The 25805-nt window shown below is 66.8% G+C and carries 27 protein-coding genes; 13 read left to right on the plus strand and 14 right to left on the minus strand.

Annotation, left to right across the window (positions count from 1 at the left end; genetic code table 11):
* Nucleotides 1-312 precede the first annotated feature (312 nt).
* A complete protein-coding gene (locus ACWEVR_RS17465; RefSeq protein WP_452467751.1) occupies nt 313-2166 on the plus strand; it encodes an acyl-CoA dehydrogenase family protein in 1854 nt (617 codons plus the stop codon).
* A complete protein-coding gene (locus ACWEVR_RS17470) occupies nt 2163-3698 on the plus strand; it encodes a flavin-containing monooxygenase (RefSeq protein WP_452467752.1) in 1536 nt (511 codons plus the stop codon). Before ACWEVR_RS17465 ends, ACWEVR_RS17470 begins: the two co-directional genes overlap by 4 nt.
* Before the next feature lie 128 nt (nt 3699-3826).
* Here ACWEVR_RS17470 and ACWEVR_RS17475 read toward each other — a convergent pair whose 3' ends face one another.
* Nucleotides 3827-4324 (minus strand): diadenosine tetraphosphate hydrolase, encoded by a 498-nt coding sequence (locus ACWEVR_RS17475; protein ID WP_452467753.1) that lies wholly within the window; start codon nt 4322-4324, stop codon nt 3827-3829.
* A gap of 86 nt (nt 4325-4410) precedes the next feature.
* Nucleotides 4411-5007, minus strand: coding sequence for a nitroreductase family protein (locus tag ACWEVR_RS17480; protein WP_452467754.1), 597 nt, complete (start codon nt 5005-5007; stop codon nt 4411-4413).
* 159 nt (nt 5008-5166) lie between these two features.
* Here ACWEVR_RS17480 and ACWEVR_RS17485 point away from each other — a divergent pair, with 159 nt between their 5' ends.
* Nucleotides 5167-5379 carry a hypothetical protein gene (locus tag ACWEVR_RS17485; protein WP_067487544.1) on the plus strand — a complete coding sequence of 71 codons (213 nt, stop codon included), beginning with the start codon at nt 5167-5169 and terminating at the stop codon, nt 5377-5379.
* A gap of 490 nt (nt 5380-5869) precedes the next feature.
* On the opposite strand, the gene ACWEVR_RS17490 is transcribed toward ACWEVR_RS17485, so the two are convergent.
* Nucleotides 5870-6718, minus strand: coding sequence for an LLM class flavin-dependent oxidoreductase (locus ACWEVR_RS17490; RefSeq protein ID WP_452467755.1), 849 nt, complete (start codon nt 6716-6718; stop codon nt 5870-5872).
* Between the two features lie 377 nt (nt 6719-7095).
* Here ACWEVR_RS17490 and ACWEVR_RS17495 point away from each other — a divergent pair, with 377 nt between their 5' ends.
* On the plus strand, nt 7096-7614 hold the full coding sequence (locus ACWEVR_RS17495; RefSeq protein ID WP_452467756.1) for a hypothetical protein: 519 nt from the start codon (nt 7096-7098) through the stop codon (nt 7612-7614).
* A gap of 311 nt (nt 7615-7925) precedes the next feature.
* Here ACWEVR_RS17495 and ACWEVR_RS17500 read toward each other — a convergent pair whose 3' ends face one another.
* Both ACWEVR_RS17500 and ACWEVR_RS17505 read right to left on the minus strand, forming a co-directional pair.
* Nucleotides 7926-8435: a MarR family winged helix-turn-helix transcriptional regulator gene (locus ACWEVR_RS17500; protein ID WP_452467757.1), complete on the minus strand. Its 510-nt coding sequence runs from the start codon at nt 8433-8435 to the stop codon at nt 7926-7928.
* 364 nt (nt 8436-8799) lie between these two features.
* Nucleotides 8800-9126: a hypothetical protein gene (locus ACWEVR_RS17505; protein WP_357144775.1), complete on the minus strand. Its 327-nt coding sequence runs from the start codon at nt 9124-9126 to the stop codon at nt 8800-8802.
* On the opposite strand from ACWEVR_RS17505, the gene ACWEVR_RS17510 reads away from it, so the two are divergent.
* Nucleotides 9119-9451: a hypothetical protein gene (locus ACWEVR_RS17510; RefSeq protein WP_452467758.1), complete on the plus strand. Its 333-nt coding sequence runs from the start codon at nt 9119-9121 to the stop codon at nt 9449-9451. The two genes, ACWEVR_RS17505 and ACWEVR_RS17510, sit on opposite strands and share 8 nt — an antisense overlap.
* A gap of 95 nt (nt 9452-9546) precedes the next feature.
* On the opposite strand, the gene ACWEVR_RS17515 is transcribed toward ACWEVR_RS17510, so the two are convergent.
* From ACWEVR_RS17515 to ACWEVR_RS17530, 4 genes are read right to left on the minus strand one after another with little or no spacing between them, the layout of a single operon-like run.
* Complete coding sequence (locus tag ACWEVR_RS17515) at nt 9547-10785, minus strand: NAD(P)/FAD-dependent oxidoreductase (protein WP_452467759.1); 1239 nt, start codon at nt 10783-10785, stop codon at nt 9547-9549.
* Nucleotides 10782-10964, minus strand: a complete 183-nt coding sequence (locus ACWEVR_RS17520; protein WP_357397148.1) for a rubredoxin — start codon at nt 10962-10964, stop codon at nt 10782-10784. Before ACWEVR_RS17520 ends, ACWEVR_RS17515 begins: the two co-directional genes overlap by 4 nt.
* On the minus strand, nt 10961-11134 hold the full coding sequence (locus tag ACWEVR_RS17525) for a rubredoxin (RefSeq protein WP_067487554.1): 174 nt from the start codon (nt 11132-11134) through the stop codon (nt 10961-10963). Before ACWEVR_RS17525 ends, ACWEVR_RS17520 begins: the two co-directional genes overlap by 4 nt.
* Nucleotides 11134-12354: an alkane 1-monooxygenase gene (locus ACWEVR_RS17530; RefSeq protein WP_452467760.1), complete on the minus strand. Its 1221-nt coding sequence runs from the start codon at nt 12352-12354 to the stop codon at nt 11134-11136. The genes ACWEVR_RS17525 and ACWEVR_RS17530 overlap by 1 nt, the downstream gene beginning before the upstream one ends.
* Before the next feature lie 139 nt (nt 12355-12493).
* Between ACWEVR_RS17530 and ACWEVR_RS17535 the strand changes: the two genes are divergently transcribed.
* Complete coding sequence (locus ACWEVR_RS17535) at nt 12494-13093, plus strand: TetR family transcriptional regulator (protein WP_084456278.1); 600 nt, start codon at nt 12494-12496, stop codon at nt 13091-13093.
* A gap of 215 nt (nt 13094-13308) precedes the next feature.
* Nucleotides 13309-13959 carry a hypothetical protein gene (locus tag ACWEVR_RS17540; protein WP_452467761.1) on the plus strand — a complete coding sequence of 217 codons (651 nt, stop codon included), beginning with the start codon at nt 13309-13311 and terminating at the stop codon, nt 13957-13959.
* Nucleotides 13960-14065: 106 nt separating this feature from the next.
* Here the strand turns inward: ACWEVR_RS17540 and ACWEVR_RS17545 are convergent, their stop codons facing one another.
* Entirely contained in the window at nt 14066-15328 is a 1263-nt protein-coding gene (locus ACWEVR_RS17545; protein WP_452467893.1) for a transcriptional regulator, read from the minus strand.
* A gap of 111 nt (nt 15329-15439) precedes the next feature.
* Here ACWEVR_RS17545 and ACWEVR_RS17550 point away from each other — a divergent pair, with 111 nt between their 5' ends.
* Entirely contained in the window at nt 15440-17266 is a 1827-nt protein-coding gene (locus ACWEVR_RS17550) for an NAD(P)-binding domain-containing protein (RefSeq protein WP_452467762.1), read from the plus strand.
* Nucleotides 17267-17296: 30 nt separating this feature from the next.
* Here ACWEVR_RS17550 and ACWEVR_RS17555 read toward each other — a convergent pair whose 3' ends face one another.
* From ACWEVR_RS17555 to ACWEVR_RS17565, 3 genes are read right to left on the minus strand one after another with little or no spacing between them, the layout of a single operon-like run.
* Nucleotides 17297-18061 (minus strand): hypothetical protein, encoded by a 765-nt coding sequence (locus ACWEVR_RS17555; protein WP_452467763.1) that lies wholly within the window; start codon nt 18059-18061, stop codon nt 17297-17299.
* On the minus strand, nt 18045-19250 hold the full coding sequence (locus ACWEVR_RS17560; protein ID WP_452467764.1) for a hypothetical protein: 1206 nt from the start codon (nt 19248-19250) through the stop codon (nt 18045-18047). The genes ACWEVR_RS17555 and ACWEVR_RS17560 overlap by 17 nt, the downstream gene beginning before the upstream one ends.
* A 4-nt stretch (nt 19251-19254) precedes the next feature.
* Nucleotides 19255-20259, minus strand: coding sequence for an AraC family transcriptional regulator (locus tag ACWEVR_RS17565; protein ID WP_452467765.1), 1005 nt, complete (start codon nt 20257-20259; stop codon nt 19255-19257).
* A gap of 161 nt (nt 20260-20420) precedes the next feature.
* Between ACWEVR_RS17565 and ACWEVR_RS17570 the strand changes: the two genes are divergently transcribed.
* The 5 genes from ACWEVR_RS17570 to ACWEVR_RS17590 all read left to right on the plus strand — a co-directional run bounded on the left by ACWEVR_RS17570 (nt 20421) and on the right by ACWEVR_RS17590 (nt 25240).
* Complete coding sequence (locus ACWEVR_RS17570) at nt 20421-21626, plus strand: lipid-transfer protein (RefSeq protein ID WP_452467766.1); 1206 nt, start codon at nt 20421-20423, stop codon at nt 21624-21626.
* A gap of 39 nt (nt 21627-21665) precedes the next feature.
* Nucleotides 21666-22100: a type II toxin-antitoxin system Rv0910 family toxin gene (locus ACWEVR_RS17575; protein WP_452467767.1), complete on the plus strand. Its 435-nt coding sequence runs from the start codon at nt 21666-21668 to the stop codon at nt 22098-22100.
* Nucleotides 22101-22102: 2 nt separating this feature from the next.
* Nucleotides 22103-22966, plus strand: coding sequence for a MaoC/PaaZ C-terminal domain-containing protein (locus ACWEVR_RS17580; protein WP_452467768.1), 864 nt, complete (start codon nt 22103-22105; stop codon nt 22964-22966).
* Between the two features lie 104 nt (nt 22967-23070).
* On the plus strand, nt 23071-23952 hold the full coding sequence (locus tag ACWEVR_RS17585) for an SDR family oxidoreductase (RefSeq protein WP_452467769.1): 882 nt from the start codon (nt 23071-23073) through the stop codon (nt 23950-23952).
* A gap of 25 nt (nt 23953-23977) precedes the next feature.
* Nucleotides 23978-25240, plus strand: a complete 1263-nt coding sequence (locus ACWEVR_RS17590) for an acyl-CoA dehydrogenase family protein (RefSeq protein WP_452467770.1) — start codon at nt 23978-23980, stop codon at nt 25238-25240.
* A 53-nt stretch (nt 25241-25293) separates the two neighbouring features.
* Here ACWEVR_RS17590 and ACWEVR_RS17595 read toward each other — a convergent pair whose 3' ends face one another.
* Nucleotides 25294-25575 carry a hypothetical protein gene (locus ACWEVR_RS17595; protein WP_452467771.1) on the minus strand — a complete coding sequence of 94 codons (282 nt, stop codon included), beginning with the start codon at nt 25573-25575 and terminating at the stop codon, nt 25294-25296.
* Between the last annotated feature and the right edge of the window lie 230 nt (nt 25576-25805).

Consider the following 25805-nt stretch of genomic DNA (forward strand, 5'->3'; position numbering starts at 1 on the left):
CGCCGGACGGAGAGCAAACTCCGGACCCGGAGGCAGGCGATCAGTGTTCGGCTGTGTCCGGAGTCATGAAGGAGTCCGAGGTATGGGTGTGCTCAATTCTACTGCCCCGAAGGGCATTCCGTGCGTCCGTGGGCCGCCGGTGCGGTCGGTCGTTCGTGTACAGGACCGGGGCCGCGCCGTTGTGCTGGTGCGGATTCTCCCCGGACATCGGATCGGGTGCCTCCCCGCGAGCACGGGGAGACACCCGAAAGAGCTCTGCGTGGCGGTCGCCACCGCCGCGCGGAGCAACGCAGACACTGGGAGAGCGCTGCTGTGACCACACTAGATGTTCCTGTTGTTCCCGTGTGCCCGGATTCGGCCCATCGGCCGCTCACGGCACCGGCCGACCCGACGGTCGAGTCGTTGCGAACGGCGATTCTCGGCGATTCGCGTGCGACGCACCGCCGGGTGCGCGCTGTCACCATCGCCCTGAACGACCGGCCACGATCGGGACTCACCTCCTCGGCCGAGGCCGCGCTGGCACCGGATCTGCTGCGCGCGACGATCGCGGCCCTCGGTGGATCGGCGACGGCCATCGCCGCCGACCCCCGGTTGCGCGGTGCGCTGTGCGAGTGGGCGGCTGTGTACGCCCCGCACCTGTTGCCCGTGCTCACCGGCCATCTCGACTTGGCGATCGGAGCGATCACCGCACTCGGCAACGGTTCGGCCTACCAGCGGGAACTCCTCGCCGAGCTCGACACCGGGGAGGCGATCGGCCTGCTGCTGCTGACCGAGCTCGGTGGCACCAACGGCGCCGACCAGCAGACCACTGCCACCTGGGACGGCGCCCGTGGTGGGTTCTGGCTCGACTCGCCCGACACCGCGAGCTGGAAGTTCATGCCGAACATGGCTGATCCGACCGCTCGCAAGACGGGTGTGGTCACCGCCCGCCTGATCGCCGACGGTCGCGACGAAGGCGTGCTGCCTTTCCTGCTGAGGTTGCGTACCGGGCAGGGCCTCGTGCCCGGTCTGATTGTCGCGCCGCTGCCCGACAAGGGCTGGGCGCCGATGGATCACGCCCTGATCCGGTTCGACGCGGTGTTCGTCCCGGCCGACGCACTGCTCGGCGGCCGGTGGGCGGTGCTCGGCGCTGCTGGAATCGAATCGAAAGTCCCGGTGCGGCAACGCTTCCACCGCGCGATCACGGCGTTGGGGGAGGGCAGGCTCGACTTGGCAGGCGCGGCGGGCGCCGGTGCGCGTGCGGCGTTGGCGGTGACGGTGAACTACGCCGGTCAGCGCCGCCCGGGTAGCCGGACCTCGATGGCCGACCGGGGAACGGTTCGCCGTGATCTGGTCTTCGCACTGGCCTCGACCTACGCCACCAGCGTCCTCGGCCGCCGCATCCAGGACCTGCGTGTGGCCACCGCCGAACCGTTCCCCGTGCTGTGGTCGATGCTGGCCAAACCGTTGCTGGCCTACACCGCTCTCGACGTGCTGCTGACCTGCCGTCAGCGCAGTGCGGCGCAGGGATCGCTGCGTACCAACTGGATCATCGACTGGATCGGCAACACCGAAGGCATCATCACCGCCGAGGGCGAGTCCCAGCTGCTCTGGAAGCAGGCCGGACACCTCATCGCCCGCGCGGAGGCCGCCCTGACGCTGCCCGCCACGCCGGACCTGCTGCCCTGGTACATCCGCATGCTCGCCGAGCGGGAATCGGCGCTCGCCGCCGCACTGCGCCGTGGTGACATCGCCGTCGCGAGCACCGCGGTCGACGGCGATACCGCCGCCGTCGAGCTCGCCGCCGCCACCAGCGAAAGGCTCGCCGCCACCGCGTTGTTCCAGGCCTGTGTCACCGCCGGCGACGCTTCGGCCCGCCACCTGCTCGAGTCCGCCTGTGTTGTGTACGCGCTGGAGCGAATCCGCGCGCACGGCAGCTGGTTCGCTGCCCACGGGCAGCTGACGCCCCGGCACGCCCACCGCGTGCACGAGGAATTGCGTTGTGGCATCGACTATCTCGGTGCGCACCTGAATGTTCTGGTCGACGGCTTCGATATCGAACTCGAGCCCTTCGACGCGCCGATGGCGTCGCCGGACTACCTGCGGTGGTGGGAGACCTGGGCGGGCGGGAAGAGTGCGCCGTTCGGCGAGGTGCTGCGCTCGAGCACCGGGCAGGTGCGGGCATGACCGGACACAGTGTCGAATACGAGGTCGTCGTCGTAGGGGCCGGATTCGGTGGGCTCACCATGGCATGGGAACTCCGAGAGGCAGGCGTGCGGAACTTCCTGATCCTCGAGGAAGGGCCCGAGGTCGGCGGTGTGTGGCGGGAGAACACCTACCCGGGCTGTTCCTGCGACGTGCCCGCACACCTGTACTCGCTCGCCTTCGACCCCTACCGTGACACCCGGGTGCGCTACCCCGACGCGCAAGCGATCCTGTCCTACCTGGGTGCGGTCACCGACCGGCACGGGCTGCGTCCTCATCTGCGCTGCGACACCGCCGTGGTGGGCGCCGATTACCGCGACGCCGACCGCACCTGGTCGCTGACCACGTCGGCGGGAGACCAGATCCGCACCAGAGCGGTGGTGTGGGCGGTCGGCCAGCTGCACCGGCCCGCTGTCGCACAGCTGCGCGGAGCCGACACCTTCGGTGGCCCGATGTTCCACTCCGCGCGCTGGGATCATTCGGCCGACCTCACCGGACACATCGCCGTGGTAGGTACCGGATCCTCGGCGGCACAGATGATTCCGGAGCTTGCTCGCACCGCTTCGTCGGTCACCGTCTACCAGCGGAGCCCGTCGTGGGTACTGCCCAAGCCCGCCGCATCGTTCGGAACGAGGTCGCGGTGGGCACTGACCCATATACCCGGCCTGCACGGCTTGTACCGCGCCGGACTGTACCGCGCCGCCGACCTGGTGCTGGCCCCGACCACTCGTGCCGGGTGGTCGGCCAAATCGCTGGAATTGGTTGCGCGGGAACATCTTCGCCGACAGGTGCGGGACCCGGAGCTGCGCCGAAAGCTCACCCCGGACCATCGGATCGGGGAGAAGCGCATCCTCATCGACAGCGGGTACTACCGCGCGCTCACCGAGCCCCACGTAGAACTCGTCGTCGACCCGATCGACCGGATCGTTCCGGACGGTATCCGCACCGTCGACGGCATCGAACGCCGCGCCGACCTCATCGTCCTGGCCACCGGCTTCCGCGCCCGGGAGTTCCTCGACGGCGTCCGGGTCCGTGGCCGGGGTGGTGTCGAGCTGCACGACCGGTGGCGGACCGAGGGCCGCCCGACCGCCTTCTACGGACTGGCCGTTCCCGGCTTTCCCAATCTCTATCTGATCGCGGGGCCGCACTCGTTCACCCCGACCAACAGCAACCCCGCCGTCAAACAGCACCAGGTCCGCTACATCATGCGCTGCCTGGCACTCAGCGCCCGGCTGCGCGAACCGATCGAGGTTACCGAACAGGCGATGGCGACCTACCTGGACCACCTCGACGACGCGCTCGCCCGCACCGTCTGGCGCGACGGCAAGGCAACCACCTGGTGGAAAACGGCCGACGGCACCGTCACCAATGCCTGGCCGGGCACGGTAGCCGCTTTCGGAAAGGCGCTCGCCGGAAACAACCCGGCCCTCTCGTTCACGGTGCCGAACGCACGGGGAGGGCTCTCGGGCGCCCCGCAACCACGTCCACACGACGAACCGTGCCGAACGGGATAGTGGCCTCGATTCACGTAATCAGCACCGGGTGGAGCTGATCGCACCGCACGCCCTCGGGGAGATCGCATCCTCCTCGAGGGCGTCGCTGATGAGACCCGGCGGCGGCGCGGTCTCCCTGTCGGGTCCGGTCATTCCTCGGCGAGGATTTCCTGGAGAGCAGTCGAAATGGCGGCCCGCAACGGATCATGCCGGGGGCCGAGCCGATGCTCCGGCGCTTCGCGTTCGGATCCGTAGCGTGCGACCGGTCCGACCCTGAGGTGCTCCGGTTCCCAGTGGTAGCGCGCGTGAATGTGACCGTGCAGATGCGGCCAGAAGTTGCCGAGGACTTCGTAGTTGATCCGAAGGAATCCCGGATCCGCGGCGCGACACGCACGTTCGACGGCTTCGCCGAGTATCACCATGTCGTGCATGAAGGCGACTCGATCACTTCTCGGCAGCTCGGTGAGCTGGTCGGCGTCCCCGTCATGGATGAGTACGCAGTACCCCGGGAGGTGCTGCGTGCTACCGATGACCGCCCATCCGCTCCGCATCCGTCCGATGACGGCCGGGTTGGTCCCTTGCCGGGCGGCACCGATCGGATCCTTCGAGTAGTCGATCGGCGCACTGTCGGCCGAGATCTCCGCCATGCGATATCTCCGTTCCCGGTGCGCGCCGACAGTATCGAGCGACGCGGCCCGTGTAGATGCGGAGTTCCACGGTAGTTCTCTCGGCGTCAGCCCGTAGTGGAAGATTGTGCTTGCTGCGAAACAATGTTCGCGACCGTCCACATGATGTCGTCCAGCGGTCTACGCCGACGGTCCGTACCAGTGGCGTCACCGACCGGCAGTCCGACGGCCGCCATCGTCGCGATCTCCCAATGATCGGGCAACGCGAACTCGTGGTGCAGTCCGTCCCGGTCGAATGCCCGGAACTGATGCACCTGGAGGCCGAGTTCATGTGCCTGAAAGGTCAGGTGCGCCACGGCCTGTCCGAGGTCGTAGTCGGCGAACTCGGAGTACTCGAAGTCGGTGTCCTCCACCCGTCGCTGTACGAGGTTGGCGACGAGGAGGCTCGCATCCGGCGCCCACGCCGCGGAGCTTCGCGCGAGGAATCCGGCGAGCCGCCGATGAACAGCGTCCCCGCGCACACCGGCGATGAACCGCCACGGTTGCGAATTCCCTGCCGAGGGCGTGTGCCGGGCAGCTTCGAACAGCGAGCTGACCTCGGCCGACGACAGCGTGTGATCACGGCGGAAACCCTTGGGGCTGAAGCGCTCGAGGACGAAAGGGTGCAGGGCGGAGGCGTGGACGGTCACACGAAAGGCAACCACTCGAGCGGGCCCGACCTTCCCGGGCACACCTGGGGTTCGGACTGTCCGACCGTCCTGAACCGAGGGAAGCCGGACGGGCATGCGACCATACAGGGGTTGTCGGAGGTCGTCGCTATGCTCGGTGTCACCACGGCTCGAAGCCACTCCCAGGGGGAATCCATGACCGACCTACACCCGCGCACGTCCGGCCGCCCTCCCGAACCCGCCCGCACCGACGAGGTAGAACTCGCCGTGTCTTCTAACGCTGTGCCGTTGTTCAGTACCCCGCACCACAACGAACCCACGGCGGCGACGCCGACCACCACCGGCCACCAGTTCCCGACCTTCCTCGCTCCAGCGCACCACCGGTCCGACGACGACCCGCAACGCTAGATTCCTTCTCGGCTCGCGTCGGCCATGCCCGAGCGAGTCGCGCGGCCGTCATAGTTCTCGGCGGCCGAGCGCTTCACTCAGTGCAAGCCCGTATCGAGCGGCGAAGGCCTTTCGTGCCCGCACCTGGGCACGAGTGCGCGGCCGGAATTTCGGTTCACGCCCGCACCCGCACGGCTCGAAACCCTCGTACCGCAGTCCTTCGCCGACCACGGCGCCGACCACCGACCATCCGTCGACATCACGGCGCGCAGGAGCGGCGAAATCACGCCCCCCGCACGACATCGGCCGGGTACACCGCGGGCAACGATGCGGCACACCGTCTTTGGACGGGTGACGTTTGAACGACAACCGGCACGGGACGCATACCCAGTGCAGCTTGTAGTGCACGAACGCATAGGTACACATGCTGTCGCATGGTATCCGTCCGGCAGAGCATCGAGGGTGTCCGAGCGCCGTGAACCCGGAGGCTTCACGGCGCCCGGCACTGCCGTCAGAGCACGGCGTCGGCGAGACGGTCGATCTGATCGGGATCGGTGCCGTAGCAATACAGCATGACTTCGTCGGCGCCGAGGTCCTCGAATTGCCTGATGGCGGAACCGATTCGGTCCGCAGTGGTGAGCATGCCGTCGGCCATGTAGCCGGCACGGCCGCTGAACTCGTAGTAGTCGAGGACGGCGGCGCGGGCCTGGTCGGCCACTGGCTGCGGACCGAGGACTACGTTGAGCTGGGCGACGAGGCGTGGCGAGCCGTAACGGCCGTGGCTGCTCCAGGATTCGCGAGCCGAATCGAAGAGTCTGCCTGCCCAGGACGGCGCGGCAGCGGGGAGGAACCCGCCACCCCAGCGGCCGACGCGGTCGATCGCGGCGGGCTGGAAGCCGCCGAACAGCAGTTCCGGGCCCGTCGGTCTGGTCGGTGACGGACCGATGGGCCCGCAGCTGTCACTGAATCGGTCACCGGACCACAACCGGCGCATGAGGCCGAGCTGTTCGTCCATCCGGCGGCCGCGGCCGCGGATATCGGTGGCGCTCGCCTCGTGATCGTCGTCGCGACCGCCGATACCGAGGCCGAGCACGAAGCGACCACCGGATATCCGATCGAGCGTCGCGACCTGTTTCGCGAGCAGCGCGGGCTCACGCAGCGGTGCGATGAGCACCTCGGTCTGCAAGCGGATACGAGTGGTGCGGCCGGCGAGCACCGCCAGGGTGACCAGCGGTTCGGGATTGTCGTAGACCAGCCGGTCGAGCAGGCCGAGGGTGGCGAAGCCTGCGGCTTCGGCACGGACGGCCCATTCGGGCAGCGTGCTGGGATCGGCGATGGGAAGGCCGAGACCGATATGCATGGAATCCTCCACGGGAGATGGGTGTGCGTCATCACGCCGCCCACTCCACGCCTCCTCAGATGAGGCGGGGCTCCCACACTGCGACTGTATTCCTGGAGAGCACCGATCGGATTGCGGCCACGATACGACGCTCGCCCCGAAACCCGCAAGACGGACCAGGCACCGGCCTCGCGTTCCAGGACCGTTCCGACGCCTACCCGTACGCGGTGAACTGACGCGGATCACCGTCTCCATCGTGCGCGCGGCGTAGCTCGCCCGACTCGGGTTCGCGCGGTGGTCTGCGAGGCGTCTACCTGGTTGCCGTCGCTGTTGAAGACGTGGACGGTGGGCGCGCGAGCGATGGAGTCGGGCGCGGGCGCTTGGTCGCAGTCGGTGTCGTGGTCGCGGGAGGGGGCCGCGTCGTTGTGGTCGCCGGTGGCGCGGTGGTGGTCGAGGTCGGTGCGATTGTCGTGCGGGGCGGCGCTGATGTCGTGGTGGTCGGTGTGGCGGTGGTTGTGGATGTGACGGTCGGGGGATCAGCCGTTACCGTCACGGTGCTCGGCCTGACTGTCGAGGTATCCGAGGGAATCGCGGTGACGGGCACGGTGGATTCCGGGACCGACTCGATACCCGGATCTGGTGGCGGCGGCGTGGCCTGTACCGAAAAGCTCGCCGTTGCAGACAAACTCACGCTGACCGAGGTATCCAGTGAGTCCGCGGGCAAGGGATCGGTGGTCACGATGGTCGTCGTTTCCGGTGCGGGGGCAGTGCTCGGCATTTCGGTGTCGGGTGTGTCGAATCCGGCATCGGTAGCCGGGCCGGCATCCGAGGCGACATCAGGAACGGCGATCTCACTCGGTGCGTCGGCTGCCGCGCCGGAACCGACCACAGCGGGACTGTCGTCGACGGCGCAGTAGCCGGGAGTCTGTACGGACGGTTCGCCCGAGAACGTCGCCGCGTTGTTCGCCGGTATCGGCGGGCTCGAATCCGCCGGCACTATCAGCGATATCCCGATTCCCGTGCCGATGACCGCGGCCGCGACGCCTGTACGTGACATCCGCCGCCGGTACCGATCGGCGGGTGCCGCCGAGGCGTGCCGCCCGTATCGACGCAGAGCCCGAGTCCCGGGTTCGATTTCGCTGTGGTCGACGGATTCCATCCTGCGTTCTCCCTCGAGGTATGCCCACCGTGCGAACCGGTGGCAACAATGCGGACGTCGCGGCCCATTTCAGGGTTTCGAGTAGGGATGTACCTCGCGTAACCGTTGCCGGTGTATCTGTTGCAGTTCGCCCGCGCGGGTCAGAAAGTCCGCGATTATTTCGAGTTCGGCGGTGTTGTAATAGCTCAGCAACATCTTGTAACTCTCGACGATCATGGGTACGACGATTTCCCGTACCCGATGGGCCGCGAGTTCGGTGGCCATCACTATCACCCGACGACGATCGGTCGGATGTAGCGAGCGGACGATATAACCCTGTTTCTCCAGCCGGTTGAGCATGATCGTGACGCCTGCCGCGGTGAGGCCGAGCCGTTCGGCCAGCCTTCCCGGAGTGGTGGATTTCTCGTCCTCGAGCAGCACGATTTCGAGTGCGCGTCGATCGGTCTCGTTCACGCCGAGCACTCTGATCAATTCGCGAAGCAGATCCTCGACGGATCCGTGATAGAACTCCAGCGCCCTTTTGAGCTCGACCGAGATCCGGGCGGGTTCGCTAGTAGTGGGGCACACGAGCTTTCCCATCAGCAGTCACCGATCAGAGGATCCCTACGGGCGGAAAGATCGCCGCCGGGCGTTCGAAGGGGGCATGGTGGCTCCTGTCGATCGAACATCACGAGAGCGGCACCACCGCGGCCGCCGAAGTGAGCCGTGGCTGTGTCGGACATGCAGCGTACGACATGACGGCGGGTGCGATACGCCCATCGGACTTTTCGGTCGAAATGGTTACCTCGCACCAAACCCTAAGTGGGGCAACCATTGTCGATAGTGCTGTTTATGGTTCTCACCAGGACCGGACCGGGCCGCTCGCGCGACCCGGTCCGGACATCTTCACCACGGATCGTCGGCGCGGGCGCGGGTCACCGTGCCGTAGCCCCTGTCCATGGGCCTAGGTGACGGTGGTTGTGGTCAGGGTCGGGGACGGGTTCGGATAGCACGAAGTCGCTACGTTGCCGACGAATGACACGTTGGTGGTCATGGTCATACCGGGACTGGTGTAGCTGGTTCCCGCGTACTTGCTGGTGATCGACGTTCCCGCGGCACCCGCGGTGACATTGATGGTCACCGCAGGCGGGGTGAAGCTGGTGCCGCCGGCGATCGGCCCGGGAATGGTGAGCACGACGTTCCCACCGGACGTCGCGACAGTGCCCGCCACGCTACCTCCGGAGGCGGTAGCCGAGACCAGAGTCGAGTTCGCCGGGGTGGGAATGGTCATCTTCAGGTTGCTGATGTTGTTCACCGTGAAGCCGGAAGCCGAACTCGGCACCGACGACGCACCAGGTGTGATGGTGATGGCCACGGCGGATCCCGATGCCGCCGAGCCCGGGGCCGTACCGGTGACCGTCGTGTTCATGTTCGAGGTCTGGCTGATGCCGAGGACGGTGCCCCGGCAGGCCCAGTTCACGCTGACCGGCGCCGCGTTGACGGGTGCGGCCGAACAAAAGACGGTAGCGACGGCCACCGGAGCGATAAAGCCTGCACGAAACAGGGAAGTGGTCGATATCATGGCGATCTCCAGGAAATGTCGAGCAGTGGTGTGACGGTATGCCCAACTGCAAAGTGGGTGTTTTAAAAATATAGCTCGCCATCTTCTTTCCGTGGCTGAAATCGCGAATCGATACACCCCGGAATATCGTTATCCGCTATTAGTTGTTTTCTCCGAATAGTTAATTGTGGAAAGGTTTCCACTTATTTCGGAACTGCGGAATGAACTGGGCGGCCAGGGGGCGCCGGCGCCGATGGCCGCCCGCGCCGCGCGGAGTTCCCGAGGCCTGGCCATCGCGACGGCGCCGACGGGTAGACCGTCGCGCACGGCCACGGCGAGGAAGTCCCGGGATTCCAAGGTGCCTTCGACGACGAGGTCGTCGTGCGGGTGGACCCAGCCGGCGAATTGCAGGGAGAGCCCGTGCTGATCGGTCCAGCCCCAGGGGATTTCGACAGGGACGGCGGGCCGGCCCAGAATGGCCCTGGCCGCGGCGGCCCCCGCGGACATCGCCGAGTTCCACTGCCGGCCGCTCTCGAACTCGCCGCGGTGGGAGTTGAAGGCGGTGGTCGCATCGCCCGCGGCGAACACTCCCGGTGCCGATGTGCGGTAGTGCTGATCGATGACGATGCCCTCGTCGACGGCCAGGCCGGCGGCTTCGGCCAAGGCGGTGTCGGGCGCCGCTCCGACGGCGACCAGAGCGGCCCCGGCCGACCAGCTGCGCCCGTCGGCCGCCGTGGCCGTCACGCCGTGGGCTGTGTCACCGAGATGCGTTGTACTGACCTCTGTTTCGACGACGACGCCGTGCTCCTGATGGATGTCGCGCAGCAGGTCCGCCACCGACCGCGGCACCACCCGGTCGAGCAGCGCGGGGCCCGCGTGCAACAGCGTCACATCGGCGCCGAGGCCGCGGGCGGTGGCGGCCACCTCGCAGCCGATCAGCCCGCCGCCGATGATCAGCAGCGACCCGCCGGCGTCGATCGCCGCTCGCAGGCCCGTGATGTCGGCCAGCGTCCGCAAGGTGTGCACGCGGGTGGACGTGGTGTCGACGTGGCGTGCCCGCGCACCGGTCGCGAGTAGCAAGCTGTCGTAGCCGAGGTCTCCACCCGTGCTCAATCGCACCGACGCGCGGTCGATGTCGATCGCGTCGACCCTGGTCGCCGGCCGAAGATCGATGACATTGTCGGCCCAGAACTTCGGGGGCTTCAGCAGGGTACGTTCCGCCGAGGCGGTGCCCGCCAGGAGTTCCTTCGAGACCGCGGGCCGACGATAGGGCAGCGTCGGTTCGGCGCTGAGGAGCACGATCTCGCCGGCATACCCCTCGCGGCGCAAGGTGTGTGCCGCGGTGGCACCGGCGACACCGGCGCCGACGATCACGATCCGCCCGCTCATCCGCGACTCACCTCACGCATGTCGAAGTCGGCCTTGGCCGCACCGCAGTCGGGGCAGGACCAGTCGTCGGGAATGTCGTCCCATCGGGTGCCGGGTTCGATCCCGTCCTCCGGCCAGCCGAGTGCCTCGTCGTACTCGAATCCGCATTGGACGCACTGGAACAGCTTGTAGTCCTTCATCGTCGGAGTTCCTTCGGTTCGAAATCGACCTTCTCGCGGACGCCACAGTCGGGACAGCACCACTGGTCGGGAATCAGCGACCAGGCGGTGCCCGCCGCGAAACCTTCACGGGGAGCACCGAATCGCTCGTCATAGACGTAGTCGCACACGGGGCAGAGGTAGGCGGCCATCAGATCGCTCCGTACTGCGCGAGGATCTTGGCGCGCTTGCTCGGCTGGATATTCACCCGGGTGATGTCGCCGTTGTAGTGCGCGAGCACGCGATGGTCCATCACCTGGCGCCACAAGGGGGTCAGGTAGGCCAGGCCGATCAGGCTCGCGTAGCCACTGGGCAGTTCGGGCGCGCCGTCCATATGGCGCAGGATCTGATAGCGCCGGGTGGGATTGGCGTGGTGGTCGCTGTGGCGTTGCAGGTGGTAGAGGAAGATGTTGGTGACGATGTGGTCGGAGTTCCAGCTGTGCTCGGGCGTGCATCGCTCGTAGCGACCCGAGGCGGTCCTGCTCCGCAGCAGACCGTAGTGCTCGAGGTAGTTCACCGTCTCCAGCAGGGAGAACCCGTAGACGGCCTGGATCACCAGGAACGGCAGGATCGCGGGGCCGAACACAGCGACCAGTGCCACCCACAGCACCACCGACATCGCCCACGCGTTGAGCACGTCGTTGTGCGGCGAGAACGGGCTCTTGTCGAGCCGGCGCAGGCGGGTGGCCTCCAGTTCCCACGCGGACTTCAGGCTGCCCCACACACTGCGCGGCAGGAAGCTCCAGAACGATTCGCCGAAGCGGGCACTTGCCGGGTCCTCCGGCGTCGCGACACGCACGTGGTGGCCGCGGTTGTGCTCGATGTAGAAGTGCCCGTAGAAGGTCTGGGCCAGCGTGATCTTCGACAGCCAGCGCTCGAGTTCGTCCTTCTTGTGGCCGAGTTCGTGCGCGGTATTGATCCCGACGCCGCCCATCGCCCCGATGGTGAAGGCCAACCCGATCTTCGAGGCCAGGCCGAGACCGCCGTCGATCCCGAGCCAGGACAGGTTGTCGGCGGTCCAGAGGTAGCAGGCGAAGACCAGGCTGAACAGCTGCAGCGGAATGTAGGCGTAGGTGCAGTAGCGGTAGTACCTGTCGTTCTCCAGCTGTGCCATCACCTCTTCCGGCGGGTTCGCACCGTCGGGCCCGAAGAAGCGGTCGAGGGTCGGCAGCAGGACGTACACCAGGATCGGGCCGAGCCACCACCACACCGGCGCCACCACCTGCCAGCCCAGCTGGTTGAACGCCCAGACCAGCGCCGCGGCCAGCACGGCCGCGCTGGGGGCGACGAGCCCGAACAACCACAGGTAGCGCTTGGAATCGCGCCATTGCCGGGCCGTGGCCGGTTCTTCGTGGTTTCGCGATGTCGTCATCTCGTTCTCCTGATCACCGAGACATATCCCGGGGGTTGTCGAGCGTGTTTACAACTGATGCCGATGTGTTCTCAGTAAATACACCTATGCAGCAGTTGTCAACGAAGATGCCACTTCGAGCCACATGTACGATGACTGGGTGGCCGAATCGCCGAACTTCCAGTCTGAGATGCGTCAGCTGTTGCGCGACCGCATGCTCGACGCCGCCCGCACCATGGTCGTTTCCGAAGGTTGGGGCGCGGTGAACATGTCGCGCATCGCAAAGGAAGTCGGCATCAGTAGGCCGGTCCTCTACAAGGAGATCGGCACCAAGCAGGCATTGGCGGATGCCCTCATCGAGCGCGAGACCGGCATCTACCTGAGCGGCGTGGCCGACACGCTGGCCGAGCATCCGGCCGACCCACTCGCCGGGATCACCGCCGCTGCCGAGTACACCCTGCGTACCGCCGGTGACAACACGCTGATCAAGGCCGTCCTCTCCGCTCGCCAGGACGCCGACACCGCCCTGCTGCCCGCCCTGGTGAGCGACGCGCAACCGGTGCTCGTCCGGGCGGTCGACGCGCTCACGATCACGGTGCGCGACTACTACCGACTGCCTCAGCTGTCCGACGAGGAGATCACCACGATCGTCGAGATCATGGTCCGGCTCACCCTGAGTCACCTGTTCCAGCCGACCGGCAGTGTCGACCGTGCGGTGGCGCAGATCGGTGCTGTGCTGGCCGGTGTGTTCCCGTCCTGAGTCGAACGCCGTGCTGCGGGCGTGCTGCTGTGGAGCAATAATTCCTGACTGATTGGTTTGAAAAAGAATTAGTTCAAATCTTGTGCTGAGCAACAAGTTTCGTTGATACGGTCACCTGGCTGGGCCGTTATGCCCAGTGCGTCTCGCGGCACGACGATCCAGTCGGTCGCCTGATGCGTTGTCTGGCTTGATGAATCGAGACCACTATGTTCGGAATGCGCACCAGCCACCTTCTGGCGGCGATCACCGTGGCCGCACCCTTGCTCGCGAGCGCCGCGCTCTCGGCGCCCGCGCACGCGGCAACCACCACCTGGACAGTCGTCAACCCCAACAGCAACGGCGCCTTCTCGGCGGTGTCGGGACCGCTGGTCGTCAAGAACAAGAGCGGCGTAACGCTGTTCACCTGCCCGAGCCTGTCCGCTTCGGGATCCCTGCCCGCAGGTACCCGAACGACGTCAGGACTGGGCGCGATCACAAGCATGGTTCCGCCGATCACCTGCACCAGCCCTGACGGCACGGCGTGGCAAGGGGCGTTCACCGCGGCGGCAGGCGCCTCGAACTTCACCGGTAAGTCTTACAACGCGGCCACGGGAACCACCTCGATCGTCAACGGCGACCTCTTCAATTCGATCAATCTGATCTTCCGTACGGCCGTCGGATACTCCTGTGGGTTCTGGACTCATCACACCGCGATGACGTACACGAACGCCACCTCCACCCTCAAAGCGACCACGGCCGTGGTGAAGTTGGCCACGGCCGAGGGGACGCCGACGTGTCAGGGACTCCTGACGCAGGGTGAGACGATCACCTTCGCCACCGAGTACAAGGTCACACCGGCGATCAAGATCACCGCAACGGTCAGTTGATCTGGCACCGCGGCTGCCCCGACTGTCGGCTCAGCCGTGCTGTCGGCGCCGGGATGCGTGAATGCAATCCCGGCGCTGATTGTCGAGCACAACATCGACCGCGAAGTCACCGGCAGAGTTTGCGCAGGCCCGGTCCCGCACTGTGCCGGACGAAATCGCAGTCGGCGAGGCGCTCGGCCGAGCCGAAAGAAACTGTGATGCTGGCAGATTCGGCGATCCGATAGGGTCGGCTCGCCACCACCGAACCGAGGGTCCGCCGCAATCGGGAAATCTCGGCCCGGACCGCGACGGCGTGGTCCGCATCGCCGAACAGCGCTTCGCTGAGCCGTCCGACCGTCATGCCCTGCCGGCCGTGCAGGTGCAACAGCAGCAGGATCTCGGCATGGCGCGCCGACAGTGCACAGCACCAGGCGGATTCGCCACCGAGTGCGCGCAGGGTCGGCGGACCGGACAGGTCCAGTTCCAATCGGGTGAGCCGGGAGCCGGAGTCCGGGCGGATCAGCCATCCGTCGGCGAGTTGTTCGGCGGTGCACAGTCCGAGCCCGGGGACGGTGATCGGGCGGTCGGGTCCCGGCACGGCCACCCGGTGCGTGGCGCCCACACCGACGGCCTGGGCGACCCAGCCGTTGTCGTCGACGACCAGCGCGGGGCCGGACAACCCGGCCAGGGCAGGGCCCGCCACCGAACGCAGCCGGTCGAGCCGGGTCTCGTGGTGACGCCACAGTTGCGCTTCGGCGAGCCGCACGCCGGTGCGCACGAGCGCGGTGACAGCCGGATGCAGGGCCAGTGCGGGACCGCTGATGTCGACGATCCCGAGCAGGGTGCCGGTGCGTGGGTCGTGGATCGGGGCCGCCGTGCAGAACCAGGGGTGCTGGAACTGCTCGAAGTGCTCACCGGAGAACAACTGGACCGGATTGGCCTCGGCCAGCGCGGTGCCGATCGCGTTCGTGCCGACCGCGTCCTCGGTCCAGCGCGCGCCCTCGCGGAAGCCGAGGGTGTCGGCCCGGTGGCGCACCTTCGCCGAACCGTGCCGCCAGAGGATCACACCCTCGGCGTCGGCGACCACCAGCATCAGTTGGGAAGCGGTGTCGGTGAGGTCGGACAGCGCCTGCGTGAGGTCCTCGATCACCGCGGTGAGCGAGGATTCGCGGCGCCGACGTTCGACATCGTCGACGGCCAGCATCGAGCGCGCCCTCGGCTGGTCGGGCACCAGACCCGCCGCCAGCACCCGCGACCACGACCGGGCCACGAGCGGACGAGGCCGCAGCGGCGAACGCCCACCGGCGATCACGGCGTCGTGCATGCGGATCAGCTCACGCGCGTACCCGGAGAGGTCGGTGCCGGGTTCGAACGCGCCGAAATCGCCCACGCCTGCGCCCTTCATCGGTGCTGTCTGCCAGCGCTGCAACGCGCTGCAACGATTGTGCCACCCGCCCCGCATGACGTGTGCTTCATGTCACAGATTGTGGAGGAGGATTCGATGACCCAGACACTCGATCCCGTCGTCGACGGATCGGACGTAGCCGGACCCCAGCAGCGGGTGGACGCCTGGCTCACGGCGTTCGAAGCGGCCCTGGCCGCGCGCGATGTCGACACGGCGGCGAGCATGTTCGCCACCGACAGCTTCTGGCGCGACCTGATCGCGTTCACCTGGAACATCAAGACCGTCGAAGGCCGGGCGGGCGTCGCCGACATGCTGCGCGCCCAGCTCGCCGACACCGACCCGTCCGGATTCCACACCACCGAGACGCCGACCGAGGCCGACGGGGTGATCAGTGCATGGATCGGGTTCGAGACCGGGGCCGGACGCGGTGTCGGGCACCTGCGGCTCACCGACGAAGGCGCCTGGACGCTGCTCACCACCATGCAGGAGCTGAAGGGTTTCGAGGAGAACAAGGGCCCGCGACGGCCACGGGGTGTGCGTCACGGCGCCGACCGCGCCCGGGTGACCTGGTCCGAGCAACGCGAACGCGAACAGCACGAACTCGGCTACACCCGGCAGCCGTTCGTGCTCGTCGTCGGTGGGGGACAGGGTGGCATCGCCCTCGGCGCGCGGCTGCGCCAGCTCAGCGTGCCCGCACTCGTCGTCGACAAGCACGACCGGCCCGGTGACCAGTGGCGCAAGCGGTACAAGTCGCTGTGCCTGCACGATCCGGTCTGGTACGACCACCTGCCGTATCTGCCGTTCCCCGACAACTGGCCGGTGTTCGCGCCGAAGGACAAGATCGGCGACTGGCTCGAGATGTACACCAAGGTGATGGAGGTGCCGTACTGGTCCAAGACCACCTGCACCTCGGCTCGCTACGACACCGCCAGCGAAACCTGGGTGGTCGAGGTGGAACGCGACGGCGACCCGCTCGTGCTGCGCCCACACCACCTGGTGCTCGCCACCGGGATGTCGGGCAAACCGAACATCCCGAATTTCCCGGGGATGGACCGCTTTCGGGGCGACCAGCACCACTCCAGCCTGCACCCCGGGCCGGACCGCTACGCGGGCAGACGTGCCGTGGTGATCGGGGCCAACAACTCCGCCCACGACATCTGTGGCGCCCTGTGGGAGGCGGGTGCCGACGTCACCATGGTGCAGCGGTCCTCCACCCACATCGTGAAGTCGGATTCGCTGATGGAACTCGGCCTCGGCGACCTGTACTCCGAGCGAGCCCTGGCTGCCGGAATGACCACGCAGAAAGCCGATCTCACCTTCGCGTCGCTGCCGTACCGGATCATGCCCGACTTCCAGATCCCCGTCTACGCCGCGATCCGTGAGCGCGACGCCGACTTCTACGCGCGCCTGGAACGCGCCGGGTTCGAACTCGACTGGGGCGACGACGGCTCCGGATTGTTCATGAAATACCTGCGCCGAGGCTCGGGCTACTACATCGACGTCGGCGCGGCCGAACTCGTCGCCGACGGCGATATCCGTTTGGCGCACGGGCAGGTTCGTGAACTCACCGAGGACAGCGTGATCCTCGACGACGGCACCGAACTGCCAGCCGATCTCGTCGTCTACGCGACCGGCTACGGGTCGATGAACGGCTGGGCGGCCGACCTCATCGGCCAGGACGTCGCCGACGCGGTGGGCAAATGCTGGGGTTACGGCTCGGGCACCACCAAGGACCCCGGCCCCTGGGAAGGGGAGCTGCGCAATATGTGGAAACCGACCAAGCAGCCCGGCTTGTGGTTCCACGGCGGCAACCTGCACCAATCCCGCCACTATTCGCTGTACCTGGCCCTGCAGTTGAAGGCCCGGTTCGAAGGGGTGCCGACCCCGGTCTACGGACTGCAGGAGGTGCATCACCTGAGCTGACCGTCCTCGACGCGGGGAGCAGTCGGTGCCTCAGGCCGGTGGGATGAGGTCGCTTTCGCTGACGGTGTAGGTCAGCGGCGGGTAGACGAAGTCTGTTTCGTTGTTCTCACGTCGTCGCAGGCGGTAGAACTCTCGTCGCTGATCGTCGTCGGCCGAGGTGAGAAGGGGACCCTGCGGCAGGTATGGCCGGCCCTCTCGGAACCGGACGAAAGTCTTCGATTTCCGGAAAGTCACGCCGAGCCACTGGTTTTCGACCGACCGTGCGGACGGCTCGAGCACGATCTTGTGCTTGAACCGCCGATTCGCGGCGACGGAGAACACGACGACGCTGTGGTGCGCGAGGGGGATCGCGAAATTCTCCTCGGTCCCCTTCCGTTCGAAGATCAGCGTCCGCGGCGGTGCCTCGGGGTGGCGATAGCAGGAGAAGACGGCGATGAAGGACTGATCGGCGAGGTCGAGTGCTTGATCGGAATGGCTGCCCATGGTGGCGTAGGCGTTCGTATAGCTCTCGATGAGCGCGTTGTCGAAACCGACCGCGATTCCCGCTCGAATCTGTATCTGCTGTGCCAGGTGGTGATGTACCGGCTGGAAGCGCTGCGTCGGGCGGGCGTAGCGGGTGGTTGTCCGGACGAGCGGCACGCGACCCGCCGCATCGGGGTCGGTGAGAGTCGCGCCGCGCCGGCCGTTTCCCGTTTCCTCCAGGAGAGCCGAACCGGAAAGCTCCGCGAACAGGTTGCGCTCGAAAGGCAAAACGTACGAAGCTATTTCGTCGGAGATGTCAGATCCGCGGAGCATCGTAGTCTCCTGCGTTCATGCTGAATGGAAACTGGTCGCCGTAGTCGATGAAGGACGTGGTTCTGTTCTCTTCTGCGTAGAGCCCGCGCAATTCGTCGACGCCTTCTGGAGTGGGCGGCTCCAGCTTCACCAAGCCACCGGCTCGCTTCAGGAAGGTCTGGCCGTCCCTGTGTACGGCCTCGGCGTTCGAGCAGCGCACCACATAGCCCAGCCGGGTCGGCAGCGATCCGACGTCCGGCGCCGGGGGCCGGATCTCGTGGGTGTAGAGACGGTTGGTCGACAGCGGCATGAAGAACACGGAGCCGGGATACAGGGTCAGATCGAATCGCACGGGGACCCCGTCGCGTGCGTCGGCCGAATCCTTCAGGCGGAAGCGGAGTTCGGTCAGACCGCTGGTATTCCGCACGCCGTAGTCGAAGGGGTCGGCGGCCATGGGCGCCAGCATGTCGAGTCCGTCGTAGAAGGTGCAGAAGGCCATGACGCCGTCGACGGGCATGTCCTTGGTCTTGTCGGCATGGGCCGAGATCTTGGCCTTGGACTGTTTGCGCCCGGCCGTGGCCGGGGTGTTGTGATAGATCTGGGCGAGAACGTGATTGAGCGGCGCGTGGCCACGGAACACGGTGGCGGCCTCGTTGTTCAGCGCGTCGACGATGCTCGTGTCGGTCGGGCCGAAGCCCTCGGTCGGCCCCGAGAGATTCGTCGAGCAGCGCAGCAGCCGGAAATGCAGTTCGTCACCTCTTCGCGTGACAGGTGTCAGGTAGATACCGCTGCGGTGGGCCGAACCCGGCTTGGTGGACTCGGTCAGGGACTGGAAGGTGTGCTCGGCGCTGATTCGCCCGAAGTGGTCGTCTTCGAGGGCGAAGAAGCGGCGGTAGTACACGCCGACGCGATGCACACGAACCGGGACACGACCGGGGTCGATGACAGCCGGCAGGTCGTCGTGGCCGTGTGACAGCTTCCGGACAACGAAAACCCGTGCGGCCGAACTCAGCTGATGCTCATTGATTGCAGCCATATCGCCACACAAGTAGACGGTCTTCTGGGTGAGATCCGTCGAACCGGCGGCGAGATCCGCCGGGGTGATCGTGGTCCCGAAGAAGTCCGGGATCACGGTGTCGCGCGATTCCGTCGGTGCGATCAAGACGTTGCCCGTGTCGTCCAAGCGTGCTTCCGTCTCGGTGTGCGTCATACGATCACGGCTTCCTGATTCGGGTGGAGCGGTAGTGGCTCGGCGCGCTACCGGTCCACCGGTGAAACGCCCGGCGGAAGGCACTGGCCTCCGAATAGCCCAGGCGGGCGGCGAGATCCGCGATCGGCTCGTCTCCGTGCACCAGTGCTTCGACGGCGCGGTCGCGAAGGATCTCCTCCTGGATCCGCCGCTGGCTGGTGCCTTCGCCGCGCAGCAGCCGACGCAGGTGCGGCGCGCTGATCGATAGACGGCGGGCGAGTTCGTCGGCGCCGAGCCAGGGACCGTTCCGGTTGCGCTCCATGATCGCGCGCACCCGGGCCGCGGTGGTCGTGGCCTGCTCCTGCGCGTAGAACAGCACACCGGGGGAGTCACGGAGGAACCGTTTGAGGTCGGCTTCGTCGCGCACCACCGGCATGGGCAGCAACGCCGCGTCGAACGACATCGCCAACCGCGATGCGCGGAAGGTCGGCCGGACTCCGAAAATCGTCGTGTACTCGTCGGCCAGGTGCTCGGCATCGAACGGGAAATCCACGGAAAGCAACGTGATCGGCGCTCCGATCAGCCAGCCGGCGAACCGGTGCACCCCACCGGTCATCGCGAACGCGACGAACGGATCGAGGCGCACGTCGGGGTCGGCGATGCCGATCGTGGCGCGGCCGGCGTCGTCGGCCCGCATCTCCCAGCGGATGCCGGTGGTCACGGAGGACAGTTCGAACATGCGGCCGAGCGCGCCGCGCAGATCCCGGGTGTGGATGACGGTGAGTCCGGCCAGTCGCAAGGTGCCGCGTGCAACCGGTCGGGGACCCAAGCCCAGCAGTTCGTCGTCGGTCTGCTCCCAGAGGGCGCGGATCACCCCGGTCGTCTGCTCCGGTGTCATCCGGGCACGGTCTTCGGCGTAGAGCCGCCAGTCGAGTCCCGCTCCGCGCAGCGCGCGTCCCACATCGAGGCCGCGTTTCACCATCGACTCGACTGTCGCTCGGAAGAACCGCATCGGAATCGTCTGCGCCACTTGGCTCCTTCGACGTCGGGCGAGGCGATTCGTACGGTACCGCAGCGGCGATGATCGTTTCGGTCCCCCGAACGGCCCGCTGCGGTCCTCGTCGGGTGGCAATCGAACTCCTAGCGTCATAGGTGACAGCCGCACGGCTGATCTATGGAGAGGACTGTCCTGTGACGCAACGGGTATTCGTCGTCGGTGTCGGTATGACGAAATTCGAGAAGCCGGGTCGGCGATTCAACGAAGACGGCAGCATCTGGGACTACCCGGATATGGCGCGGGAATCGGGCACCAAAGCCCTCACCGACGCGGGCATTTCCTATACCGAGGTGCAGCAGGCCTACGTCGGCTATGTGTACGGCGAGTCGACGTCGGGGCAGCGGGCGGTCTACGAACTCGGCATGACCGGTATCCCGGTGGTCAATGTGAACAACAACTGCTCGACCGGGTCGACCGCGCTGTATCTGGCGGCGCAGGCGATCCGCGGCGGCCTGGCCGACTGCACGCTCGCGCTCGGTTTCGAGAAGATGCAGCCCGGCTCGCTCGGCACCACCTTCGACGACCGCGAGCAGCCGATGGCCAAACACATGCAGGCATTGGCCGAAATCTCCGAGGTGCTCTTTCCACCCGCGCCCTGGATGTTCGGCGCCGCGGGCCGCGAGCACATGAAGGAATACGGCACTACCGCCGAGCATTTCGCGAAAATCGGTTACAAGAACCACAAGCACTCGGTGAACAACCCGTATTCGCAATTCCGTGACGAATACACCATCGACCAGATCCTCGATGCGCGAATGATCTACGACCCGCTCACCAAGCTCCAATGCTCGCCGACCTCCGACGGTTCCGGCGCGGCGATCCTGGCGAGCGAAGATTTCGTGACCGAACACGACCTCGCCGACCGTGCGGTCGAAATCGTGGGTCAAGCCATGACCACCGACTTCGCCTCGACCTTCGACGGCACCGCCAAGAACATCATCGGCTACGACATGAATGTCGCCGCCGCGGCCGAGGTGTACAAGCAGGCCGGTCTCGGTGCCGAGGACTTCCAGGTCATCGAACTGCACGACTGCTTCTCGGCGAACGAGCTGCTGCTCTACGAAGCCCTCGGCATGTGCGCGCCGGGCGAGGCCGGTCGGCTGCTCGACGACAACCAGACCACCTACGGCGGCAAGTGGGTCGTGAACCCCTCCGGCGGCCTGATCTCGAAGGGACACCCGCTCGGCGCCACCGGACTGGCGCAGTGCGCCGAACTCACCTGGCAGCTGCGCGGCACCGCCGATGCGCGTCAGGTCGACAACGTGACCGCTGCCCTGCAGCACAACATCGGCTTGGGCGGCGCCGCGGTCGTCACCGCATACCAGCGCGCCGACCGCTGACCGGCCTTCCACCACACCACCATTCGCAGGAGAACACTCATGGGTCACATCGAGAAGACCGCCACCCTCAACGCCCCCGCCGAGAAGCTGATGGGTGTGATCACCGACCCGTCCACCTGGGGCGACTGGTTCACCATCCACGAGCGCTGGATGGTCGAACCGCCGGCCACCCTGACCGAGGGCACGACGCTGACCGCCAAGATCTTCATGCTCGGCATGGCCAACAAGATGGAGTGGGTCGTCGGCGAGGTCGCCCCGACCAAGCTGGTCATGACGGGAACCGGGATGGCCGGGGTGAAGGCCACCTTCTCCTTCGACCTGACGCCCGACGGCGACAAGACCGAGGTCCAGGTCGCAGGGGAATTCGAGGGTTCGCTGATCAAAGGCGCCCTCGGCAAGGCCGTCGAAAAGGACGGCACCAAGCAGCTGCAGACCTCGCTGGACAAGCTCGCCGCCCTCGCCGCCGGAGCCTGACCATGGGCGACGTCTCCGAGTTCGACCGCGACGGTCTGAACCTGTGGTCGGACGAAGAGCGGTTCGAGGTCACCAGGGAGCGGCTGGCCGAGTACGCGGCCGCGACCAACGACCCGATCCCCGCGCATCGCCGCGGTGACGTGGGCTCGCCGGTGTTCGCCATCGTCCCGGCCTTCGACGCGCTGATGGCACCCGCCGTCGACGTGGTGCCGATGGACATCTTCGGCCGGATCACCCATGGCGAGCAGGACTTCCACTTCCACCGCCCGATCAAGCCCGGTGACCGACTGGTCTCGCGCGGGCGGGTGATCGGCTGGGAGACCAAGTCCACCGGCTCGCTGGTCTACATCCACCTCACCTGCAAGGACGAGGTGAGCGGTGACCTGGTCAACGAGCAGTACCTGTCCGGATTCTTCCGCGGGGTCGACGCCGGCGACAGAGTCGGCGAGGCGATCCCGGTGATCGAGCCCTATACCGAGCTCAAACAGTCCTCGCCGCAGGCGAAGACCGCCCACCACGTCGACGACGACCAGACGTTCCGGTACGCGCCCGCCTCGGGTGACCCGGTACCGCTGCATCTGGACGAGGAAGTCGCCAAGGACGCCGGTCTGCCCGGCATCATCGCGCACGGTCTGTGCACGATGGCGATGGCCGGGTGGGGTGTCCTCGCCGAAGTCGCCGATTCCGATGTTTCGCGGGTGAAGCGCTTGGCCGTGCGTTTCTCCAAGTTCGTCTTCCCCGGTGACGACCTCGAGACGCGAATCTGGAACGCGGGCACCGACAACGGTGTCACCACGTACGCGTTCGAGACCGTGCGAGGGACCGATGTGGTGTTGAGCAACGGCATCGCCGAAATCACGGACTGACCCATGACCCGCCCACGCCGAAGCGCGTGCGCGGGCAGGTCTCCGCCGGCTGTCGGACCCACATCCGTGGCGACCGACCAAGACTGTGAAACGAAGGAGTAAGCATGGGTGCCCTGGAAGGACGGGTCGCGGTGATCACCGGTGCCGGTCGCGGTATCGGACGTGAGCACGCGCTGCTGTTCGCCCGCGAGGGTGCCGCGGTCGTCGTCAACGACCTGGGCGGCAGCAACAGCGGTGACGGTGTCGATGTGGGCCCGGCGCAGGAAGTGGCGAACGAGATCGTCGCCGCGGGCGGCCGGGCGGTGGCCAACACCGATGACGTCGCCACCTGGGCGGGTGCTGAAGCCCTGGTCGCGCAAGCGATCTCGGCATTCGGTGGCCTCGACGTGGTCGTCAACAACGCAGGCATTCTCCGCGACGGCTTCATCCCCAGCCTGTCGGAGTCGGACTGGGACGCCGTGGTCGCGGTGCATCTCAAGGGTCATTTCGCGGTCATCCACCACGCCTCGGCGTACTGGAAGGCCGAGGCCAAGGCAGGCCGTCGACCCAACGCGGCGATCATCAACACCGCCTCGGCGTCGGGTGTGACCGTGCCCAACGCGGGCCAGGCCAACTACGGTTCCGCCAAGGCCGCGATCGCGGCGCTGACCCTGGTCGCTGCCGACGAGCTCGAGCGCTACGGCGTGCGGGCCAACGCGATCGCCCCGATCGCCCGCACCCGCCTGACCCTGGCCACCCCGGGAATGGGCGCGCTGATGGCGGCCGAGGCGGCCGAGGCCGAAGCCGAGGGCAGCTTCGACGCTTTCAGCCCGGCCAACATCTCACCGCTGGTCGCCTACCTGGCAGGCGAGAAGTGCCCGATCACCGGCAAGGTGTTCGCGGTGCAGGGCGGCGCGATCAGCGAACTCGCCGGCTGGCACGACGTCAAGACCATCGAGACCGACGAGGCATGGTCGATCGACGACATCGCCGCCCGGCTGCCCTGAACCACGAATCCTGGAGTCAACAACGATGTTCGAATGGTCCGAGACCGACGAGATGATCCGCGAATCCGTGCGCGCGTTCATCGACAAGGAAGTTCGTCCCCACATCGACGAACTCGAACACGGCGAGCTGCCGCCGTACGACATCATGCGCACACTGTTCAGCCAGTTCGGGCTCGATGTGATGGCCGGTGAGGCTGTCGACAAGATGCTGGCGAAGGAACAGGCCAGGGCCGACCGGATCGCGGCGGGGGAGCCCGCGCCGGAGAAGCCGGACAAGAAGGCCGCGTCGAACCCGCTTGCGGCGCAGGGCAGTATGGCCGCGGTACTCGTCAGCGAACTGACCGGCGTCACCCTGGGCAGCGTCGCGGCGGTCGGTGTCAGCCTCGGGCTCGGGGCGGCGACCATCGCCGCACGCGGCACGCTCGCGCAGAAGCAGCGGTGGCTCAAAGACATCGTCACCCTGAAGAAGGTGGCGGCGTGGGCGATCACCGAGCCCGACTCCGGTTCCGACGCGTTCGGCGGCATGAAAACCTACGTCCGTCGCGATGGTGAGGACTACATCCTCAACGGGCAGAAGACCTTCATCACCAACGGCCCGTTCGCCGACACCGTGGTCGTCTACGCCAAGCTCGACGAAGGCGACGGCGGCGACAAGCGCGACCGCAAGGTGCTCACCTTCGTGCTGGACAAGGGCATGGAGGGGTTCACTCAGGGCAAACCGTTCAAGAAGATGGGCATGCATTCCTCGCCCACCGGTGAGTTGTTCTTCGACAATGTGCGGCTGAGCAAGGACCGGCTGCTCGGTGAGACCGAGGATCACCAGGGCGGTGACGGCCGGGAAAGCGCCCGGGCCAGTTTCATCGTCGAACGGGTCAGCTGCGCGATCTTGTCGATGGGCATCATCAACGAATGCCACCGGCTGTGCATCGAATACGCCAAGTCGCGCAAGCTGTGGGGGCAGGAGATCGGCCGCTTCCAGCTGGTCCAGTTGAAGCTGGCCGAAATGGAGATCGCGCGCCTGAACGTCGAGAACATGGTGTTCCGGGCGTTGGAGAGCTCGGCGGCGGGCAAGATGCCGACGCTGGCACAGGCCTCGGCGATGAAGCTGTATTCCACCAGGGCCGCCACCGATGTCGCGATGGAAGCGGTGCAGTTGTTCGGCGGCAACGGTTACATGGCCGAGTACCGGGTCGAGCAGCTGGCCCGTGACGCGAAGTCGCTGATGATCTACGCGGGGAGCAACGAGATCCAGGTGACCCACGTCGCCAAGGGCTTGCTCGGGCAGTGAGCCGTGCGCTCGCTGACCGCCGGCATCGGGCGGTCAGCGAGTCGGCCGATCGGTCAGCTGGAACCGCTGGGCAGCCCCGCCGAGCCGCTGCCCAGCTGGGGGTCGCCGGTGACCTCGACGACGAGGGTCTTGGTGGAGGAGCCCTGGGTCGCCACGATCGTGTACGTGCCCTTGGCCGGCGGGCGCCAACCCACATAGTCGCAGGCGACGGGCATTTCGCTGTTGCCCCAGGCGTAGATGGTGATGTCCTCCACCTCCGCTGAGGCCGCGGGAGCCAAGGTGGCCGGGAGGATCAGTGCGCCCGCCGCGAGGGCGGTCAGTCCTGCGATTCGCATGGGTTCGGTGGTCCTTCGCATCGGTGTAGTCGGTCCCGGTGTTCGATCGGGACCGCGTGAAGCGGAAGAGTTCCACAATTCTCCCAGGGCCGGTACCCCGAAACCCACGGCTTGACCCTGCTTCGCGCCGATCGCCGGATCCGGTGCCGCGCGCCGAAATATTGTTGCGAATCGTGTGTGACGGGACTTTACGGTGTCCGCTCGGTCCGCTCGCGGCGCGGCCCGCCGCG

This window comes from Nocardia sp. NPDC003979 (assembly GCF_053605015.1).

Excerpts from the sequence above, each read along its gene's own strand:
- ACWEVR_RS17470 (WP_452467752.1), top strand. The coding sequence starts at position 2,163 with ATGACCGGACACAGTGTCGAATACGAGGTCGTCGTCGTAGGGGCCGGA.
- ACWEVR_RS17475 (WP_452467753.1), bottom strand. The coding sequence starts at position 4,324 with ATGGCGGAGATCTCGGCCGACAGTGCGCCGATCGACTACTCGAAGGAT.
- ACWEVR_RS17485 (WP_067487544.1), top strand. The coding sequence starts at position 5,167 with ATGACCGACCTACACCCGCGCACGTCCGGCCGCCCTCCCGAACCCGCC.
- ACWEVR_RS17490 (WP_452467755.1), bottom strand. The coding sequence starts at position 6,718 with ATGCATATCGGTCTCGGCCTTCCCATCGCCGATCCCAGCACGCTGCCC.
- ACWEVR_RS17500 (WP_452467757.1), bottom strand. The coding sequence starts at position 8,435 with ATGGGAAAGCTCGTGTGCCCCACTACTAGCGAACCCGCCCGGATCTCG.
- ACWEVR_RS17510 (WP_452467758.1), top strand. The coding sequence starts at position 9,119 with ATGGTCATCTTCAGGTTGCTGATGTTGTTCACCGTGAAGCCGGAAGCC.
- ACWEVR_RS17505 (WP_357144775.1), bottom strand. The coding sequence starts at position 9,126 with ATGACCATTCCCACCCCGGCGAACTCGACTCTGGTCTCGGCTACCGCC.
- ACWEVR_RS17515 (WP_452467759.1), bottom strand. The coding sequence starts at position 10,785 with ATGAGCGGGCGGATCGTGATCGTCGGCGCCGGTGTCGCCGGTGCCACC.
- ACWEVR_RS17520 (WP_357397148.1), bottom strand. The coding sequence starts at position 10,964 with ATGAAGGACTACAAGCTGTTCCAGTGCGTCCAATGCGGATTCGAGTAC.
- ACWEVR_RS17525 (WP_067487554.1), bottom strand. The coding sequence starts at position 11,134 with ATGGCCGCCTACCTCTGCCCCGTGTGCGACTACGTCTATGACGAGCGA.
- ACWEVR_RS17530 (WP_452467760.1), bottom strand. The coding sequence starts at position 12,354 with ATGACGACATCGCGAAACCACGAAGAACCGGCCACGGCCCGGCAATGG.
- ACWEVR_RS17540 (WP_452467761.1), top strand. The coding sequence starts at position 13,309 with ATGCGCACCAGCCACCTTCTGGCGGCGATCACCGTGGCCGCACCCTTG.
- ACWEVR_RS17550 (WP_452467762.1), top strand. The coding sequence starts at position 15,440 with ATGACCCAGACACTCGATCCCGTCGTCGACGGATCGGACGTAGCCGGA.
- ACWEVR_RS17555 (WP_452467763.1), bottom strand. The coding sequence starts at position 18,061 with ATGCTCCGCGGATCTGACATCTCCGACGAAATAGCTTCGTACGTTTTG.
- ACWEVR_RS17560 (WP_452467764.1), bottom strand. The coding sequence starts at position 19,250 with ATGACGCACACCGAGACGGAAGCACGCTTGGACGACACGGGCAACGTC.
- ACWEVR_RS17575 (WP_452467767.1), top strand. The coding sequence starts at position 21,666 with ATGGGTCACATCGAGAAGACCGCCACCCTCAACGCCCCCGCCGAGAAG.
- ACWEVR_RS17580 (WP_452467768.1), top strand. The coding sequence starts at position 22,103 with ATGGGCGACGTCTCCGAGTTCGACCGCGACGGTCTGAACCTGTGGTCG.
- ACWEVR_RS17585 (WP_452467769.1), top strand. The coding sequence starts at position 23,071 with ATGGGTGCCCTGGAAGGACGGGTCGCGGTGATCACCGGTGCCGGTCGC.
- ACWEVR_RS17590 (WP_452467770.1), top strand. The coding sequence starts at position 23,978 with ATGTTCGAATGGTCCGAGACCGACGAGATGATCCGCGAATCCGTGCGC.
- ACWEVR_RS17595 (WP_452467771.1), bottom strand. The coding sequence starts at position 25,575 with ATGCGAATCGCAGGACTGACCGCCCTCGCGGCGGGCGCACTGATCCTC.